16 protein-coding genes are annotated in these 18,186 nt (G+C 64.1%); 10 read left to right on the top strand and 6 right to left on the bottom strand.

Translation table 11 applies throughout. The features are described 5' to 3' along the window. Positions 1–4 precede the first annotated feature (4 nt). The 4 genes from IGS58_RS09310 to IGS58_RS09325 all read right to left on the bottom strand — a co-directional run bounded on the left by IGS58_RS09310 (position 5) and on the right by IGS58_RS09325 (position 4,739). Positions 5–1,147 (bottom strand): efflux RND transporter periplasmic adaptor subunit, encoded by a 1,143-nt coding sequence (locus IGS58_RS09310; RefSeq protein WP_230521169.1) that lies wholly within the window; start codon positions 1,145–1,147, stop codon positions 5–7. Further along, positions 1,144–2,613, bottom strand: coding sequence for an MFS transporter (locus tag IGS58_RS09315; protein WP_230521170.1), 1,470 nt, complete (start codon positions 2,611–2,613; stop codon positions 1,144–1,146). The genes IGS58_RS09310 and IGS58_RS09315 overlap by 4 nt, the downstream gene beginning before the upstream one ends. A 121-nt stretch (positions 2,614–2,734) precedes the next feature. Further along, positions 2,735–3,592: a serine O-acetyltransferase gene (cysE, locus tag IGS58_RS09320; RefSeq protein WP_080753494.1), complete on the bottom strand. Its 858-nt coding sequence runs from the start codon at positions 3,590–3,592 to the stop codon at positions 2,735–2,737. A 289-nt stretch (positions 3,593–3,881) separates the two neighbouring features. Then, positions 3,882–4,739: an MBL fold metallo-hydrolase gene (locus tag IGS58_RS09325; protein ID WP_034783945.1), complete on the bottom strand. Its 858-nt coding sequence runs from the start codon at positions 4,737–4,739 to the stop codon at positions 3,882–3,884. A 188-nt stretch (positions 4,740–4,927) separates the two neighbouring features. Between IGS58_RS09325 and IGS58_RS09330 the strand changes: the two genes are divergently transcribed. Together IGS58_RS09330 and IGS58_RS09335 are read left to right on the top strand one after the other, a co-directional pair. Continuing rightward, on the top strand, positions 4,928–5,164 hold the full coding sequence (locus IGS58_RS09330) for a hypothetical protein (RefSeq protein WP_070257673.1): 237 nt from the start codon (positions 4,928–4,930) through the stop codon (positions 5,162–5,164). A 112-nt stretch (positions 5,165–5,276) separates the two neighbouring features. Continuing rightward, positions 5,277–5,525, top strand: a complete 249-nt coding sequence (locus IGS58_RS09335; RefSeq protein ID WP_034783948.1) for a hypothetical protein — start codon at positions 5,277–5,279, stop codon at positions 5,523–5,525. Between the two features lie 61 nt (positions 5,526–5,586). Here IGS58_RS09335 and IGS58_RS09340 read toward each other — a convergent pair whose 3' ends face one another. Further along, on the bottom strand, positions 5,587–5,844 hold the full coding sequence (locus IGS58_RS09340; RefSeq protein ID WP_070257672.1) for a hypothetical protein: 258 nt from the start codon (positions 5,842–5,844) through the stop codon (positions 5,587–5,589). A 50-nt stretch (positions 5,845–5,894) separates the two neighbouring features. On the opposite strand from IGS58_RS09340, the gene prpB reads away from it, so the two are divergent. The 7 genes from prpB to IGS58_RS09375 all read left to right on the top strand — a co-directional run bounded on the left by prpB (position 5,895) and on the right by IGS58_RS09375 (position 16,853). Further along, positions 5,895–6,782, top strand: a complete 888-nt coding sequence (gene prpB / locus IGS58_RS09345; RefSeq protein ID WP_034783951.1) for a methylisocitrate lyase — start codon at positions 5,895–5,897, stop codon at positions 6,780–6,782. 69 nt (positions 6,783–6,851) lie between these two features. Beyond that, positions 6,852–8,006 carry a bifunctional 2-methylcitrate synthase/citrate synthase gene (prpC, locus tag IGS58_RS09350; RefSeq protein WP_034783952.1) on the top strand — a complete coding sequence of 385 codons (1,155 nt, stop codon included), beginning with the start codon at positions 6,852–6,854 and terminating at the stop codon, positions 8,004–8,006. Positions 8,007–8,017: 11 nt separating this feature from the next. Next, on the top strand, positions 8,018–10,612 hold the full coding sequence (gene acnD / locus IGS58_RS09355; RefSeq protein WP_230522219.1) for a Fe/S-dependent 2-methylisocitrate dehydratase AcnD: 2,595 nt from the start codon (positions 8,018–8,020) through the stop codon (positions 10,610–10,612). Positions 10,613–10,727: 115 nt separating this feature from the next. After that, complete coding sequence (gene prpF, locus IGS58_RS09360; protein WP_230521171.1) at positions 10,728–11,918, top strand: 2-methylaconitate cis-trans isomerase PrpF; 1,191 nt, start codon at positions 10,728–10,730, stop codon at positions 11,916–11,918. 137 nt (positions 11,919–12,055) lie between these two features. Further along, a complete protein-coding gene (locus IGS58_RS09365) occupies positions 12,056–13,609 on the top strand; it encodes an MBOAT family O-acyltransferase (protein WP_230521172.1) in 1,554 nt (517 codons plus the stop codon). 53 nt (positions 13,610–13,662) lie between these two features. Beyond that, entirely contained in the window at positions 13,663–14,850 is a 1,188-nt protein-coding gene (locus IGS58_RS09370; RefSeq protein WP_230521173.1) for a hypothetical protein, read from the top strand. A gap of 116 nt (positions 14,851–14,966) precedes the next feature. Further along, entirely contained in the window at positions 14,967–16,853 is a 1,887-nt protein-coding gene (locus IGS58_RS09375) for a propionate--CoA ligase (RefSeq protein WP_230521174.1), read from the top strand. A gap of 44 nt (positions 16,854–16,897) precedes the next feature. On the opposite strand, the gene IGS58_RS09380 is transcribed toward IGS58_RS09375, so the two are convergent. Further along, positions 16,898–17,611: a S24 family peptidase gene (locus IGS58_RS09380; RefSeq protein ID WP_052140253.1), complete on the bottom strand. Its 714-nt coding sequence runs from the start codon at positions 17,609–17,611 to the stop codon at positions 16,898–16,900. 149 nt (positions 17,612–17,760) lie between these two features. Between IGS58_RS09380 and IGS58_RS09385 the strand changes: the two genes are divergently transcribed. After that, complete coding sequence (locus tag IGS58_RS09385) at positions 17,761–18,177, top strand: FeoC-like transcriptional regulator (protein ID WP_230521175.1); 417 nt, start codon at positions 17,761–17,763, stop codon at positions 18,175–18,177. The last annotated feature ends 9 nt before the right edge of the window (positions 18,178–18,186 follow it).

Consider the following 18,186-nt stretch of genomic DNA (forward strand, 5'->3'; position numbering starts at 1 on the left):
CTCCTTATGCGCCGTTGGCGCGGGGAGTCGCCACCAGCACCTGGTCGCCCGGCCGCACCTTGGCCGCGCCGGAGACGATGACCCTGTCCTGCGGCGTGAGGCCGGAGAGCACGATCTGCTTGTCGCCCTGCAGGCCGCCCAGTTCCAGCTTGCGCGGCGCCACCTTGCCCGCCGCGTCCACGACGAACACCATCTTTTTGTTCTGGTCGCTGAGGATGGCGGCGTCGGGCACCAGCAGGCGTTCTTGCGCCGCGCCGACGGGAATGCGCACGCGCGCAAAGCTGCCCGGCATGACGGCGCGGTCGGCGTTGGCCAGGCTGGCGCGCAGGCGCACCGTGCCCGAACGGGCGCTGATCTCGTTGTCGACAAAGTCGACGGTGGCATCCTGGGCGGGGCCGCCGCCATCGAGCGCCAGCTGCACCTTGCCCGGCAGCTTGCTTTGCTGGCGCAGGCGCTGGAAATCCGCTTCGGACAGGTCGACCATGGCGCGCACGGGGCTGTGCGCAACGATGGTGGTCAGCACGCCGCTCTGCGCCGCGCCGCCAGCCACGTAGTTGCCGACATCGACGCGGCGGTCCGACACCGTGCCGGCGATGGGAGCGCGCATGGTGGTGAAGGACAGCTCCAGTTCGGCGCTGCGCAATTCCGCCTTGCTCAGCATGACGGCCGCCTGCGCGCCTTCCAGCTCGCCGCGCGCCCGTTCCAGTTCCTCGGTGCTGGCCGCGCCCGTTTGCTGCAGCCGGCTGCTGCGCTCGAACTGGGCCGTGGCCAGCTTGCTGCGCGCATTGGCCTGGGCCAGGCTGGCCTGGGCGCGGTCGCGCGCCGCCGCAAAGGGACGCGGGTCGATGACGAACAGCGCATCGCCGGCCTTGACCTGCTGGCCATCGCGAAAGGCGATCTGCTGCAGATAGCCAGACACGCGCGAGCGCACTTCCACGCGCTGCGACGGCTCGATGCGGCCCGTGTAGTCGAGGGTCGCCTGCACCATCGACGTTTCCGGCAGCGCCACGGAAACGGTGGGCTTGGGCGGCGGGCCGCCAGGCGCGGCCTGGGAACGGCCGCAGCCGGACAAGGTGGCGCTGCAGGCCAGGGCCAGCAGCAGTAACAGCGGGATGGGCAGGGACGGGATCGGACGGGGGCGCATCATGCGGGGTCTCCAGAAGGCGTAGGGGGCTTGGCCAGGGCGCGGCCGAGCGCGAAAATGGCCAGCGCGGCGAGTATCAGCGCGCTGGCGACGGCAAAGGTGGCGTGCATGCCACGGATCATGGCGGCTGGCTGGGCGCTGGCGATATCGCTGGCGCTGGCAAAAAAAGCGAAGATGGCGCCCATCACGGAGGCGCCCGTGACGAGGCCCAGATTGCGCGACAGATTGAGCATGCCGGAGATGAGGCCGCGCTGGTCGGGAACGATGTCGCCCATCACGGCGGTGTTGTTGGCTGCCTGGAACAGCGCGTAGCTGGCCGTGAGCAGCATGATCGGCGCGACGTAGCCGGGGATGCCCAGGCTGGCAGGCAGCAGGGACAGCGCCAGGCAGGCAGCGGTCGCGCCGCACAGGCCCGCGCCGCCCATGCGCTGCGCGCCGTAGCGGTCCACCAGCCAGCCGGACGGCACGCCGCAGAACGCCGCCACCAGCGGTCCGGCCGCCAGGACCATGCCGGTGACGGCCGTGCCCAGGCCCAGGCCGCGCGCCAGGTAGAAGGGGCCGACCACCAGGGTGGACATCATGACCGTCGACACCAGCATGCTGGTCGCCAGGCCGGCGCTGAGCACGGGCGCGCGCAGCATGGCCAGGCGTATCAGCGGCGCCGGCGCCTTCAGTTCCACATACACGAACAGGGCGCCGCCCACGCAGGCTGCCAGCAGCAGCGCCACGTTGCGCATGCCGAAATGGCCGCGGCCCAGGGTCATGGCCAGCGCATAGGCGGCCAGGGTCAACGCCAGCAGCAGCGTGCCGCGGTGGTCGAAGACGGGACGTTTGGCGTGCGCGCCGCGCTGGTCGGCCGGCAGGAAGCGCCATGCCATCAGCAGCGCCACGCCGGCCAGCGGCACGTTGACGAGGAAAATGGCTTGCCAGCCGAACTGCGCGATCAGCAGGCCGCCCAGTGCGGGACCGAGCGTGGTGCCGACGGCCGACATGGTGCCGAGCAGGCCCATGGCGCTGCCCGTCTGCGCCTTGGGCACGGTGCTGCCGACAAAGGCCATGGTCAGGGCCATCATGACGGAAGCGCCGAGGCCCTGCAGGGCGCGCGCGGCGACCAGCAGCCACAGGGTGGGCGCCAGGGCGCACAGGATGGAGGCGACGGCAAACAGCGCGATGCCTGCCAGCAGCAGGCGGCGCCGGCCGATCATGTCGCCGAGGCGGCCCACGCTGACGATCAGCGCGGTGATGGCCAGCAGGTAGGCCAGCACGATCCATTGCACATCCTGGAAGGGCGCATGCAGGGCCTTGGCCATGTCGGGCAGGCCCACGTTGGCGATGCTGGTGCCCAGCGCGGGCAGCAGCATCGACAGGGACAGGCTGGCAAGCGCGCCGCGCACGGGCATCGTGGCGGTACCGGCCGGGGCGGCCTGCTGGCTGGCTGAGGGTGGTACGGGTTTTGACGGTGAATTCATAAGGTGGTTGATCCATCCATTAACGGTCATTACATGGTACTGAGGGATTTGGTATGGCGGAAGACGCACAATTTGCACTTTGTTATTGCGTTTGACGCCATGTCTGGTGCGCCGGGCAGCGCTACAGCATCTGGTCCATCTCGAAGGCCGGCAGGCTGTCGGCCTGGTGGTAGCGGACGATGCGCCCGGGAATGCCGGCCACGGTGCAATGCGCGGGCACGTCGCGCAGGACCACGCTGCCGGCGGCCACCTTGCTCATGGCGCCGATCTCGATGTTGCCGAGGATTTTGGCGCCCGCACCCAGCATCACGCCCGAACGGATCTTCGGGTGGCGGTCGCCATGCTCCTTGCCGGTGCCGCCGAGGGTGACGTTCTGCAGGATGGAGACGTTGTCGTCGACCACGGCCGTTTCGCCGATGACGATGCCGCTGCCGTGATCGAGCATGATGCCCGCGCCGATGCGCGCGGCCGGATGGATGTCGATGCCGAAGACGCTGGCCGCGTGGCTGGACAGGGCAAAGGCGGCCTCGCTGCGGCCCGCCGTCCACAGATGGTGCGCCATGCGGTAGGTCTGCAGCGCATGAAAGCCCTTCAGGTTCAGCAGCGCGTGCAGGCCGTCGGGACAGGCCGGATCGCGCTGCGCGATGGCCGCCAGGTCGGCCGTGATGCTGGCCAGGATGCGCGGCTGCGTGCTTAAAATGTCCTCAAACAGGGGGCGCAGCACGGCCGGGCGCATGTCGCGCGCGCCCAGGCGGTGCGCCAGGACGGCGGCGAGCAGTCCGGCGGGGCTGTCGTGCGGCAGAATCAGCTCGTCGAGCATGGGCCGCAGCAAGGGCTCGCGCGCGGCGAGCCGCAGCGCCAGTTCGCGTACCTGCTCCCAGGCGCAGTCCACGCTGGCGGGCTGGCAGGCTGCGGCGGCGTCGATGCGGCGCAGGGGCGGCGCGGGCGGCAGGGGGCTGGCGTATGTCAAGTAAGTCATCGTGGCGCCTGTCCAGGCAAAGGAAGGAAAAGTGGAGCGCCTGGCAACAACGCCGGCGCCGGCTGGCAAGTGCCCAGGGTCCCGGAAGGCCGGGCTGCGCGGATTGCGGGTACACGATAAGCCGCCGCAGGGGGCGAAGCAAATCGTAAATACTGAGCGCGCGGCTCACGATTCCTGATGCTTGGGGAGGGTGTGGCAGGGGCGCATGCCGCACCGGCGCTCGGGCAGGCGGCGCCAGGGGGCGGTGCGATGCGGCGGGAAGGAGGGGGCGCAGCGTGGCCCCGCGAAATTACAGCGCGTTGAGCGGAATCTTCAGGTAGCGCACGCCGTTGTCTTCCGGCTCGGGCAGCTTGCCCGCATTGATGTTGACCTGGATGGCAGGCAGGATCAGTGTCGGCATGTCGAGGGTGGCGTCGCGGCTGGTGCGCATGGCCACGAACTGCTCTTCCGTGATGCCGTCGCGCAAGTGGATGTTGCCGGCGCGCTGCTCGGCCACCGTCACTTCCCAGCGCGCCTCGCGGCCGTTGGGCGGGTAGTCGTGGCACATGAACAGCCGCGTCTGCGGCGGCAGCGCCAGCAATCGCTGCGCGGAGCGGTACAGCAGGGCAGCGGAACCGCCGGGAAAGTCGCAGCGGGCCGAGCCCACGTCCGGCATGAACAGGGTGTCGCCGACAAACACGGCGTCGCCGATCTGGTACGCCAGGTCGGCCGGCGTATGGCCGGGCACGTGCAGGGCGCGTACTTCCAGCTTGCCGATATGAAACACCTGGTCGGGCGCGAACAGCTGGTCGAACTGCGAGCCGTCGGCCCTGGCGTCATCCTGGTGGTAGACGGCCGCGAACGCCTGCTGCACCGTCTGGATGGCGGCGCCGATGGCCACGTCGCCGCCCAGCTGCTGCTGCAGGTAGGGCGCGGCGGAAAGATGATCGGCGTGCGCGTGGGTTTCCAGCAGCCAGCGGCATTGCAAGCCGTGTTCGCGCACGAAGGCGATCACCTTGTCGGCCGAGGAGGTGGACGTGCGGCCCGCCTTGGGGTCGTAGTCGAGCACGGAATCGATGATGGCGCAGTCCCGGCCATCGGCCTCGTACACAACATAGGTGACGGTGGCGGTGGCGGGGTCGAAGAAGGCTTGGATTTGTGGAGTCATCACGGCGGCAAGGGGCGGGCAAGGGAGGGACAGGGAATGGCATTATATCGCCAGAGTTCGCCCAAAAAATGTTGAAAATTGACATTTAACATGCGAAAAACAGATAAGCGGGCGCGCATGCGACTGGCACAGTCGTGCGCACCCTGGCGCTTGCAGCATGGTAACCTCATTCTTACAAGGAGGAATTCATGAACGATATCACTGCACGCAGCGAACAATACCGCGGTTTTACGATTTCGGTGACCCCGCAAAAGGATAACGACGATTTATGGGATTTCACCTACCGCCTGCAGCGCGAAGGCGAACCCGAGGCGCAGGCGATCACGCGCAGCCGCACCCTGGGCGGCTACGCGGCCCCGGAAACGGCTTGCACGGCTGGCCTGGAAGTGGCCAGGACGGAAGTGGATAATCTGCTGCGCCCTTGAGCCGGCGTAAATCGTTTAGCCCGATTGCCCGCTGGCGCGTGAAACACGTCGCTGCCAGTCGCGCTTCATGCTACGATTTCCACTATTGAGTCAGTCACGAAGGAGGCACCCCATGGATAGCAGTTCTAAAATTCACTATAAAGGCTGGGAAATCGTTCCCCTGGCCGTGCCCACCACCGACGGCAAATGGTCGGCCAGTTGCGATATCGAGCGCGCCACCGCGGAAGGCCTGGAAGTGTTCGAAGGCTCGACCATGCAATTCGTGCGCGACGACGAGGAGGGCGCCATTGCCGCCGCCTGCGAAGAAGCCGTGCGCCAGATCGACAACATCATCGCCAATCCGCTGGTGCGGCTGGCCTAGTTTGCCCTCGCAGTATCTGTTGCAGTCCCTGTATTACTCAGCCGGCGCCCGCCGGCTGTTTTTATTGCGCGTCTTGCCAGCCTTGGCTTTCATCGCCGCTGTTCTCCTGTTTGTTGCATGTTTCATGATATGTTTCAAAATGGATGGGATGAAACATAAATGAAACATCCTTGACGCCAAACGTGACATCGCTGCTCCGCTGCGTGACAGCGCACGATGCGCGGCCCATGGCCGTCTTGCCCGCATTTTCACTCTGCGGCAGATGGTGTGTCCCCTGGCCGGCAGGTCCTGGCACGGCATTTGCAATACTGATGCTCATAGCCACTCCGTGAAACATTCGGGACCATCCGAAACCCATAAGGTGAACACATGACTCAATACTCCGCAGGTGCCGCATTCCGCAAGGCCGTCCAGGAAGAATCCCCGTTGCAAGTCGTCGGCGCCATCAACGCCAACCACGCCTTGCTGGCCAAGCGCGCCGGTTACAAGGCCATTTACCTGTCTGGCGGCGGTGTCGCGGCCGGCTCGCTGGGCTTGCCAGACCTGGGCATTTCCAGCCTGGATGACGTGCTGACCGATATCCGCCGCATCACCGACGTGTGCGATCTGCCGCTGCTGGTCGACGCCGACACGGGCTTCGGTTCGTCCGCCTTCAACGTGGCGCGCACCGTGAAATCGATGATCAAGTTTGGCGCGGCGGGCCTGCACATCGAAGACCAGGTGGGCGCCAAGCGCTGCGGCCACCGTCCGGGCAAGGAAATCGTCAGCAAGGAAGAAATGGTCGACCGCATCAAGGCGGCCGTCGATGCGCGCACGGACCCGAATTTCGTCATCATGGCGCGCACCGATGCGCTGGCCGTCGATGGCCTGGAAGCGGCGCTCGAGCGCGCTGTCGCCTGCGTCGAAGCGGGCGCCGACATGATCTTCCCGGAAGCCATCACGGACCTGGACATGTACGCCACGTTCGCCAAGGCCGTCAACGTACCGATCCTGGCCAACATCACGGAATTCGGATCCACGCCGCTGTTCACGCTGGACGAATTGCGCAGCGCCCACGTGGGCCTGGCCTTGTATCCGTTGTCGGCCTTCCGCGCCATGAACAAGGCGGCGGAAAACGTCTACCAGGCGCTGCGCCGCGATGGCACGCAAAAGAACGTGGTCGACACCATGCAGACGCGCATGGAGCTGTATGAATCGATCAATTACCATGACTTCGAGCAAAAGCTCGACGCGCTGTTCGCCGCGCAAAAGAAATAAACAGAAGCAGGGGCCGCATGCCGGCCCCGCAGTGACGCAACCGAGACTAGTCAATTTTTGGAGAAATCAATGAACGCACCGCAAGCCGCCACATTCAAGCCTAAAAAATCCGTCGCCCTGTCCGGCGTCACCGCCGGCAACACGGCGCTGTGCTCGGTCGGCAAGACCGGCAACGATTTGCACTACCGCGGCTATGACATCCTGGACGTGGCCGACAGCTGCGAGTTCGAGGAAATCGCCTACCTGCTGGTGCATGGCAAGCTGCCGACGTCCGCGGAACTGAAAGGCTACAAGGCCAAACTGAAATCCTTGCGCGGCCTGCCGTCCGCCGTCAAAGCCGCGCTGGAAGCCTTGCCCGCCGCCGCCCACCCGATGGACGTGATGCGCACGGGCGTGTCCGTGCTGGGCTGCACCTTGCCGGAAAAAGACGACCATAACGCGCCAGGCGCGCGCGACATCGCCGACCGCCTGATGGCGTCGTTCGGCTCCATGCTGCTGTACTGGTACCACTATAGCCATAACGGCAAGCGCATCGAAGTGGAAACGGACGACGACTCGATCGGCGGCCACTTCCTGCACCTGCTGCATGGCGAAAAACCGTCGGCGTCGTGGGAAAAAGCCATGCATACGTCGCTGATCCTGTACGCGGAACACGAATTCAACGCTTCGACCTTTACCAGCCGCGTGATCGCCGGCACGGGTTCGGATATCCACTCGGCCATCACGGGCGCCATCGGCGCGCTGCGCGGCCCGAAACACGGCGGCGCGAACGAAGTGGCGCTGGAGATCCAGAAACGCTACGACAACGCCGACGAAGCGGAAGCGGATATCCGCGAGCGCGTGGCCAACAAGGAAGTGGTGATCGGCTTCGGCCACCCCGTCTACACGATCTCCGACCCGCGCAACGTCGTCATCAAGGAAGTGGCGCGCAATCTGTCGCTGGAAGCCGGTTCCACGAAAATGTTCGACATCGCCGAGCGCCTGGAATCGGTCATGTGGGAAATCAAGAACATGTTCCCTAACCTGGACTGGTTCTCGGCCGTGTCGTACCACATGATGGGCGTGCCGACGGCGATGTTTACGCCGCTGTTCGTCATCTCGCGCACCTCGGGCTGGGCCGCGCACATCATCGAGCAGCGCATCGACAACAAGATCATCCGCCCGAGCGCCAACTACGTGGGCCCGGAAGACCTGGAATTCGTGCCGATCAAGGACCGCAAATAATGAGCATCAAGATGAATACCTTGCACCGCAAATCGTTGCCGGGCACCCAGCTAGACTACTTCGATACGCGCGCCGCCGTCGATGCGATCCAGCCAGGCGCCTACGCCACCTTGCCCTATACCTCGCGCGTACTGGCCGAAAACCTCGTGCGCCGCTGCGACCCGGCCACCCTGGACGCTTCGCTGAGCCAGTTCATCGAACGCCGCCGCGACCTCGATTTCCCATGGTTCCCCGCGCGCGTCGTCTGCCATGACATCCTGGGCCAGACGGCCCTGGTGGACCTGGCCGGCCTGCGCGACGCCATCGCGGCACAGGGCGGCGACCCGGCGCTGGTCAATCCGGTGGTCCCCACGCAGCTGGTGGTCGACCATTCGCTGGCCGTCGAATGCGGCGGTTTCGACCCGGACGCCTTCGCCAAGAACCGCGCCATCGAAGACCGCCGCAACGAAGACCGTTTCGACTTCATCGACTGGACGAAAAAAGCGTTCAAGAACGTCGATGTGATTCCGCCGGGTAACGGCATCCTGCACCAGATTAACCTCGAGCGCATGTCGCCCGTGATCCAGGTGCAGGACGGCGTGGCCTATCCCGACACCCTGGTGGGCACGGATTCGCACACGCCCATGGTCGATGCGCTGGGCGTGATCGCCATCGGCGTGGGCGGCCTGGAAGCGGAAAGCGTGATGCTGGGCCGCGCCTCGTGGATGCGCCTGCCCGACATTATCGGCGTCAAGCTGACGGGCAAGCCGCAGCCGGGCATCACGGCCACGGACACGGTGCTGGCGCTGACGGAATTCCTGCGCAAGCAGAAGGTCGTCTCGTCCTACCTGGAATTCTTTGGCGAAGGCGCTTCGCACCTGACCTTGGGCGACCGCGCCACGATTTCCAACATGGCGCCGGAATTCGGCGCCACGGCCGCCATGTTCTACATCGACGCGCAAACCATCAAATATCTGAAACTGACGGGCCGCGACGACGAACTGGTGAAACTGGTGGAACTGTATGCGAAGGAAACGGGCTTGTGGGCCGACAGCCTGGCCGACGCGCAGTACGAGCGCGTGTTGACGTTCGACCTGTCGTCCGTCGTGCGCAATATCGCCGGCCCATCGAACCCGCACAACCGCGTGCCGACGTCGGAACTGGCCGCGCGCGGGATTTCCGGCGTGGTGGAAGACGAACCGGGCAAGATGCCGGACGGCGCCGTCATCATCGCGGCCATCACCAGCTGCACCAATACGAACAATCCGCGCAACATGATCGCGGCCGGCCTGATCGCGCGCAATGCGAACCGCCTCGGCTTGACGCGCAAGCCGTGGGTGAAATCGTCGCTGGCGCCCGGCTCGAAAACCGTGGAACTGTACCTGCAGGAAGCGGGCCTGATGCCGGAACTCGAAACACTGGGCTTCGGCGTGGTGGCTTTCGCCTGCACCTCGTGCAACGGCATGTCGGGCGCGCTCGACCCCGTGATCCAGGATGAAGTGGTGTCGCGCGACCTGTACGCCACGGCCGTCTTGTCGGGCAACCGCAACTTCGACGGCCGCATCCACCCATATGCGAAGCAGGCTTTCCTCGCTTCGCCGCCGCTGGTGGTGGCCTACGCAATCGCCGGCACCATCCGCTTCGATATCGAAAAGGATGTGCTGGGCCATGATGCGGACGGCAAGGCTATCCTGCTGAAGGATATCTGGCCGTCCGACGAGGAAATCGACGCCATCGTCGCTTCCAGCGTCAAGCCGGAGCAGTTCCGCAAGGTGTATATCCCCATGTTCGCCAAGCAGGCGGACGACGGCATCAAGGTCAGCCCCCTGTACGACTGGCGTCCGCAGACGACGTATATCCGCCGTCCGCCATACTGGGAAGGCGCGCTGGCTGGCGCTCGCCCATTGAAAGGCATGCGTCCCCTGGCCGTTTTGGGCGACAACATCACGACCGACCACTTGTCGCCATCGAACGCCATCATGCTCGATAGCGCGGCCGGCGAGTACCTGGCGAAGATGGGCTTGCCGGAGGAAGACTTCAATTCCTACGCCACGCACCGGGGCGACCATCTGACGGCGCAGCGCGCCACGTTTGCCAACCCGACCCTGAAGAACGAGATGGTCATCGAGGACGGTAAAGTCAAGGCCGGTTCGCTCACGCGCATCGAGCCGGAAGGCACGATTTCACGCATGTGGGAAGCCATCGAGGTGTACATGGAGCGCAAGCAGCCATTGATCATCATCGCCGGCGCCGACTACGGCCAGGGTTCCTCGCGCGACTGGGCCGCCAAGGGCGTGCGCCTGGCCGGCGTGGAAGCCATCGTGGCCGAAGGCTTCGAACGCATCCACCGCACCAACCTGGTGGGCATGGGCGTGCTGCCGCTGGAATTCCTCCCTGGCGTGAACCGCAAGACCCTGGGCCTGGACGGCAGTGAAACCTACGACGTCATCGGCGAGCGCACGCCGCGCTCCACCTTGACCTTGTTGATCCATCGCAAGAACGGCGACACGGTGGAAGTGCCCGTCACCTGCCGCCTCGACACGGCGGAAGAGGTGTCGATCTACGAGGCCGGCGGCGTCTTGCAGCGCTTTGCGCAGGACTTTTTGGAGTCCTCAAAAGCCGCGTAAACGGGTAGGTCGGATTAGCGAAGCGTAATCCGACAATATTTGTGAAAAACCCGCCAACAATGTGTCGGATTAGCGTGGCGACGCCACGCTAATCCGACCTACTTTCGGACAGACCATGACTCACATCCCCCAAATCAAGATCCCCGCCACCTACATGCGGGGCGGCACCAGCAAGGGCGTGTTCTTCCGCCTGCAGGATCTGCCCGCCAGCGCGCAAGTGCCGGGCGCGGCGCGCGATGCGCTGCTGCTGCGCGTCATCGGCAGCCCCGACCCGTACGGCAAGCAGATCGACGGCATGGGCGGCGCCACGTCGAGCACCAGCAAGACGGTGATCCTGGCAAAAAGTAGCAAGCCGGAGCACGACGTCGACTACCTGTTCGGCCAGGTCTCCATCGACAAGCCTTTTGTCGACTGGAGCGGCAATTGCGGCAACCTGTCGGCCGCCGTCGGCTCGTTCGCCATCGCCAGCGGACTGGTGGACGTCGCCCGCGTGCCGCAAGATGGCATTGCCACGGTGCGCATCTGGCAAGCCAATATCGGCAAGACCATCATCGCCCATGTCCCCATGACGCATGGCGAAGTACAGGAAACGGGCGACTTCGAACTCGATGGCGTGACTTTTCCGGCCGCCGAAGTAAAACTGGAATTCCTCGATCCGGCCGCGGAGGAAGAGGGGGGCGGTGGCGCCATGTTCCCTACTGGCAACCTCGTCGATGACCTCGATGTGCCCGGCATCGGCAGCCTGAAAGTCACCATGATCAACGCCGGCATCCCGACGATCTTTGTCGACGCGGACGCCATCGGCTACACGGGCACGGAACTGCAGGACGCCATCAATGGCGACCCTGCCGCGCTGGCCCGTTTCGAGACCATCCGCGCGCATGGCGCGCTGCGCATGGGTTTGATTTCCCACCTGGACGAGGCGGCGAAACGCCAGCACACGCCGAAAGTCGCGTTCGTCGCCAAGCCGGCCGGCTATGTCTCGTCCAGCGGCAAGCAGGTGGACGCGGGCGATATCGACCTGCTGGTGCGCGCCATGTCCATGGGCAAGCTGCACCACGCCATGATGGGCACGGCCGCTGTCGCCATCGGCACGGCGGCAGCCATCCCCGGCACCCTGGTCAACCTGGCGGCGGGCGGCGGCGAAAAAACCAGCGTGCGCTTCGGCCATCCGTCCGGCACCCTGATGGTGGGCGCGGAAGCGGCGCTGGCCGATGGCGCATGGAGCGTCACCAAGGCCATCATGAGCCGCAGCGCGCGCGTGCTGATGGAAGGGTTCGTGCGCATTCCCGGCGACGCGTTTTAAGGCCAAGCAGGCGGATGCGCATGCAGATCAGTTGATATTTCTGCTAGCAAAGAAATTGAGCGACAAGGAAAATGGGGGAGCGCCGGCAGCGATGCGCATGCGGCGGCGACCTTCCATGCTTCCCGACGGGTGAATTGATGCTATTTAACTCCTACGTCTTCCTGTTTGCGTATCTGCCCATCACGGTGGCGGGATTTTTCATCCTGGGACGGCGCAGCCAGTTGTGGGCCGCCGCCTGGCTGGCTTGCGCCTCGCTGTTTTTCTATGGCTGGTGGGATTACCGCTACCTGCCGCTGCTGCTCGGCTCCATCCTCTTCAATTACGGCAGCGCCGCCCTGCTTGGGCCAGGACGCATCCGCCACCGCAAGGGCCTGTTGATCGTGGCCATTGCCGCCAACCTGGGGCTGCTCGCCTATTACAAGTATGCGGGATTCTTTGTGGCCAGCCTGGCGCAATTGCTGGCGCAACCGCTGCCCGCCCTGCACGTGGTGCTGCCTATCGGGATCTCGTTCTTTACGTTTACCCAGATCGCCTTCCTGGTCGATACCTACCAGGGCAAGGCGCAGGAAAGCCGCTTTGTCCATTATCTGCTGTTCGTTACCTATTTCCCTCACCTGATCGCCGGCCCTGTATTGCATCACAAGGAAATGATGCCGCAGTTTGCCGACAGGCGGATATTCAGGCTCTCGGCCCGGAACATCGCTATCGGCAGCACGATCTTTTTCATCGGCCTGGCAAAAAAAGTGTTAATTGCCGACAATGTCGGCCCGTATGCGGCGCCGCTGTTCGATGCCCCAGCCGAACCTTCGCTGCTGCTCGCCTGGGGCGGGGTGCTGGCGTACACCTTCCAGCTGTACTTTGATTTTTCCGGCTATTCCGACATGGCCATCGGTTTGTCGCGCCTGTTTGGCGTGCGCCTGCCGCTCAATTTCGATTCGCCCTATAAATCGCGCAATATCGCCCAATTCTGGCGCCGCTGGCACATGACGCTGTCGCGTTTCCTGCGCGATTACCTGTATATTCCGCTGGGTGGCAAGCGCTGCGGGCCGGCGCGGCGCTACCTGAACCTCATGATCACCATGGTGCTGGGCGGCTTGTGGCATGGCGCCGGATGGAATTTTCTCGTCTGGGGTGCGCTGCATGGCGCCTACCTGGCCATCCACAAGGCCTGGAGCGCGGCTGCGCGGCGGCTGCATCTGCCGCTCGATAGTCGCGCCTGGAAAACCGTGGCCACCCTCGTCACTTTTTCCGCCGTCTGCGTTGCGTGGGTCTTTTTCCGCGCCCCGGACATGGCGACGTCATGGACGATCCTGCAGGGTATGGCGGGCAGCTATGGCGTGGCCGTGCCCGATGTGCTGGCCAGCGGCGTGCCGTCGCTGCAGCATCTGCTGGAGACGATAGGCACGACGTTTTATCTGGGCGGTGGACGTCTTTTCGTCGAGACCTGGGCGTGGATAGCCGTCGCCGCGCTGCTGGCCTTTGCCTTTCCGAACACGCAGCAAATCATGCGCCGCTGCGAACCGGCGCTGGATTTCCGGCGTGCGCGCACTGCAGGAACGGCAAGCCGGGACATGGCGCGCCTGCTGACGTGGCGCGCCTCGCCTGCGTGGGCGGCCGCCATCGCGCTGCTGGCGCTGGCGGGCATCCTGGCCCTGAACCGGCCCGCCGATTTCCTGTATTTCCAGTTCTGACGGGGATCGATGAAATGACAAGACCATCGTACGGCCGATATCTGTCCATTCTGGTGCTGGTGATGCTGTCCTGCGCATGCCTGATATGCGCCTTTGTGTACATTGTCGACCCCTACAATCTGTATGGCGCGGTCAGGCGCGTCAATTTCAACGCCGTCAAGCCTGGCCTGCAACGCTACCAGAGCCAGATCAAGCACGAACACGCGCTGCGCCTGCAGCCGCGCTTCATCATCCTGGGCAATTCGCGCGCGGAGATTGGCTTCGATCCACGTGCCGCTGCATTTGGTGCAATGCATGGTGCCGGCTACAATATGGGGATTCCCGGCACCGGAATGGCCACGGCCATCAGCCAGTTCGCGCAACTGTCGCAGGCAGGCATCAAGCCGGGGACGGTGATCGTGGGACTTGAGTTCATCGACTTTCTGAAGCCGGCCATCGCGCCGCCGGCGCGTACAGAGGCGCCGTCCGGCCATGTTGCCGGATTCTGGCGTTTCGATACCTTGTTTTCTCTGGCCTCGGTGAAGGACGCCGTGAAGACTCCGCTCATACAGCATGACAGGACGGCGTTCACCATGGCGCCGAGCGGCCTCAATCCCGCGCTGGACTATGGCGCGCAAGTGGTCCGCGATGGCTATTACAAGGTGTTCAAGCATCGGGCACAGAAAAGTGCCGCTCGATTTGTCAAAATGTCGACGACCGATTTTGCCGACGGCGATTTTCAATTGCTGCACGACTTCTTGCTGGCGATGGCGGCCACGCAGGCGGATGTCAAACTGGTGATCTATCCGTATCACGCACAGATGCTTACCCTGTTCGAAGGGGCAGGCCTGTGGCCCCTGTTCGACGAGTGGAAACGGCAGGTTGTGCTGGAAGTGGCGGCAGTGAAAAAAATGAACCCGTCGGCCAGCATCACGGTGACCGATTTCAGTGGCTTTGGTCCGTACAACTGCGAGCCGATTCCCACACAACAGCAGCGCCACGCCAGCACGCGGTGGTACTGGGAAGCAGGACACTTCAAGAAGGCGCTGGGCGACATCGTCATGCAGCGCATCATGACGCAAAAGGATAGCGCGCCGGACGACGGCCAGTTTGGCATGCCGCTGACCGGCGCCACCTTGGCGGCGAACCGCGACAGGATTGCGGCCGAGCGTCGCGCCTGCGTGGCTGCGCAGCCGGAGATGTTCGCGTTCTCGAAAAAACTGTTTGAAAAATTTTTGGAGGATGCCCCCATCCACAGATAAAAAAGAGCTGCGCAGGCAGACGATATACAGGTGATACACAGGTGGAACACAAAAGCGCGGCGGCCAGACCAGTTCGCCCAAGCCCGATACAAGGTTGCACGACTACCGGAGGAGACATGAATTTCGCAGCATTTTATCAACGCTCGATCGACACACCTGACGCTTTCTGGCGCGAGGAAGCGGACAGGATCGACTGGAACACCCCGTTTTCGCAAGTGCTCGATTATTCCCGCCCGCCATTTGCCAAGTGGTTCGTCGGCGGTACCACCAATTTGTGCCACAACGCCGTTGACCGCTGGGTGGAAAGCCAGGGCGATGCCGCCGCGCTGATCGCCATTTCCACCGAGACCAATACCGAGCGCAGCTACAGCTTTCGCGAGCTGCAGCGCGAAGTGGAGCGCTGCGCCGCCATCCTGCTGGCGCTGGGCGTGGGCAAGGGCGACCGCGTATTGATCTACATGCCGATGATCGCCGAGGCGGCGTTCGCCATGCTCGCTTGCGCGCGTATCGGCGCCGTGCATTCCGTGGTGTTCGGCGGCTTTGCCGCCAACAGCCTGGCCAGCCGCATCGACGATGCGCAGCCCAAGCTGGTGTTCTCCGCCGATGCCGGCTCGCGCAATGGCAAGGCGATAGCCTACAAGCCGCTGCTCGACGAAGCCATCCGCATCGCCGCGCACAAGCCGCGTCAGGTGCTGCTGGTCGACCGGCATCTCGTGCCGATGGAACTGACGCCCGGCCGCGACGTCGATTACGCGGCTCTGCGCGAGCAGCACATGGACGCGCAGGTGCCCGTCGCCTGGCTCGAATCGAACGAGCCGTCGTATGTGCTGTACACCTCGGGCACGACGGGCAAACCGAAGGGCGTGCAGCGCGACGTGGGCGGCTACGCGGTAGCGCTGGCATCGTCGATGCAGTACAACTTCTGCGGCAAGCCCGGTGAAACCTTCTTTGCTACCTCGGATATCGGCTGGGTGGTGGGCCATTCCTACATCGTGTATGGTCCGCTGATCGCCGGCATGGCCACCATCCTGTACGAAGGCTTGCCCATCTGTCCCGATGCCGGCATCTGGTGGAGCATCGTTGAAAAATACAGGGTCACGCGCATGTTCTCGGCGCCGACGGCCATCCGCGTGCTGCGCAAGCACCCGGTGGAACTGATGCGCAAATATGACCTGTCTTCCCTGAAGGCGCTGTACTTGGCGGGCGAGCCGCTCGACGAAACCACCTCGCAGTGGATCGCCGATGAACTGAAAGTGGACATCATCGACAACTACTGGCAGACGGAGACGGGCTGGCCGATTCTCTCGGTGGCGAAAGGCGTGGCCGATACCCCGACGCGCCTGGGCAGCCCCGGCCTGGCCATGTACGGCTACCAGGTCAAGCTGCTCAACGAAGCGACGGGCGAGGAGTGCGCCGCCAACGAGAAGGGCGTGCTGGTACTGGAAGGCCCGCTGCCGCCGGGCTGCATGCAGACAGTCTACGGTGATGACGAGCGCTTCGTCGACACCTACTGGTCCACCTTCAGCGGCCGGCAAGTGTATTCCACCTTCGACTGGGGCCTGCGCGATGCGGATGGCTATTATTTTATTCTGGGCCGCACCGATGACGTGATCAACGTGGCCGGCCATCGCCTGGGCACGCGCGAAATCGAGGAAAGCATCACCAGCCACCCGAACGTGTCGGAAGTGGCGGTGGTGGGCGTGGAAGACAAGCTCAAAGGCCAGGTGGCGATGGCTTTCGTGATCCTGAAGGATCCGCGCGGTTTCGACAGCGTCGAAGCGAAAGCGGTGCTGGAGCGCGAAGTGATGGCCGTCGTCGACCGCCAGCTGGGCGCCGTGGCGCGGCCTGCGCGCGTGCTGTTCGTGTCGCAGCTGCCGAAGACGCGCTCGGGCAAGCTGCTGCGCCGTTCGATCCAGGCCATCTGCGAAGGGCGCAGCCCGGGCGACCTGACGTCGATGGACGACCCGGCATCGCTGCAGCAGATCCAGGCGGCGCTGGCGTAAGCGCCAGGAAGCAAGCGAAGTTTATCAATCGATAAACTTCGCGTTCAAATGCGGTCGCTTTCCTTGCGCACGACCCTGCCGACGATCAGGCATTCATTGCCACGGCACAGCTTGCGATGGTATTTGCGCTGGTCGGGGTTGTCCGACGTCAGCCACCATTCGCCGATATCGCGCGCCATGCGCTTGACCACCGGCTCGCCTTCATAATTGATGGCAAACACAATGCCGTCGGCTGGCCGGTTGTCGGCCGTGTTGATGATCACCACGTCATCCTCGTACAGGGCCGGCTCCATGCTCTCGCCCTTGACCTTGATCGCCACCAGTTTTTCAGGATGGTAGCCATTGCGCTCGACCCAGCTGCGCGGCACGCTGATGGTGCTGCCGTCGTGCGTTTCCGGTTCGATGGCAAAGCCCGTGATGCCTGCCGACAGGCGCAGTTTCACCTTGCGGATCGGGTAGAAGCGTTCATCCTCGCCATCTTCCACCACCACGGCCTGCACGCCTGCCAGCGCGCGCGCGGCCATGGTCACCTGGTCCGGTGCCGCACCCTGGTCGAAGTACATGCTGTCCAACTGCAGGTCCGCTTCCAGCTTGCGCGCGATCTTTTCGCTGAAGGCGCGGCCCTCACGGTAGGTGGGCGAGAGGATTTGCGAGATGCGTGCCTCGCTCCAGCCGCTGACGTCGGAAATTTTCTTGCGCGTGTTGTCGTAGTGCTCGCGGATCAGGGCCAGCAGGCGGTCGCGTCTGTATTGATACATATTCATCTCCACATTAAACCTGAAATTTACCGTTTGATAAATTACCAAATGCTTGACTTTAACATTAGCGATTGATAAAGTCCACTCGTTGCCTGTCGCAAACGCACTACAGCGTCTGCCGGTTGGCGACACCACGGGAGGTCAGGCAGATGTTGAACAGCAGTCAGTTGGTTGAAAGCAGGGTGGCGCCGCGGCAGGGGCGCCAGTTACAGGGACGCAGCAAGAAGTCGCAGCTGCATATCGCCCGCATCGCGCAGTACATTCGCGAGCAGGGCCAGGCCAGCGCGGCGCAATTGTCCGCCTTGCTGGGACTCGATGCGGGCACCATGAGCCGCTATTTGCGCCACATGTGCGGCATGGGACAGATCCACCTGGCGCAGCGCCATTGCACGGAACCGGGACGCCAGCGGCCTGCCCTGTACGCGCTGGGCGAGCAGGATGACGAGGTCGATGGCTGGGCCGAACTGCCGCCGCAAGTGCGCCGCACGGCCAGCTGGGCACGCGGCACGGCGCACCGCGATCCGCTGGTGGCGGCGCTGTTTGGCCCGGCACAGAATAACGATTAGTATCAACGA

Source organism: Janthinobacterium sp. EB271-G4-7A (assembly GCF_020858075.1).
Taxonomy (GTDB): Bacteria; Pseudomonadota; Gammaproteobacteria; order Burkholderiales; family Burkholderiaceae_D; genus Janthinobacterium; species Janthinobacterium lividum.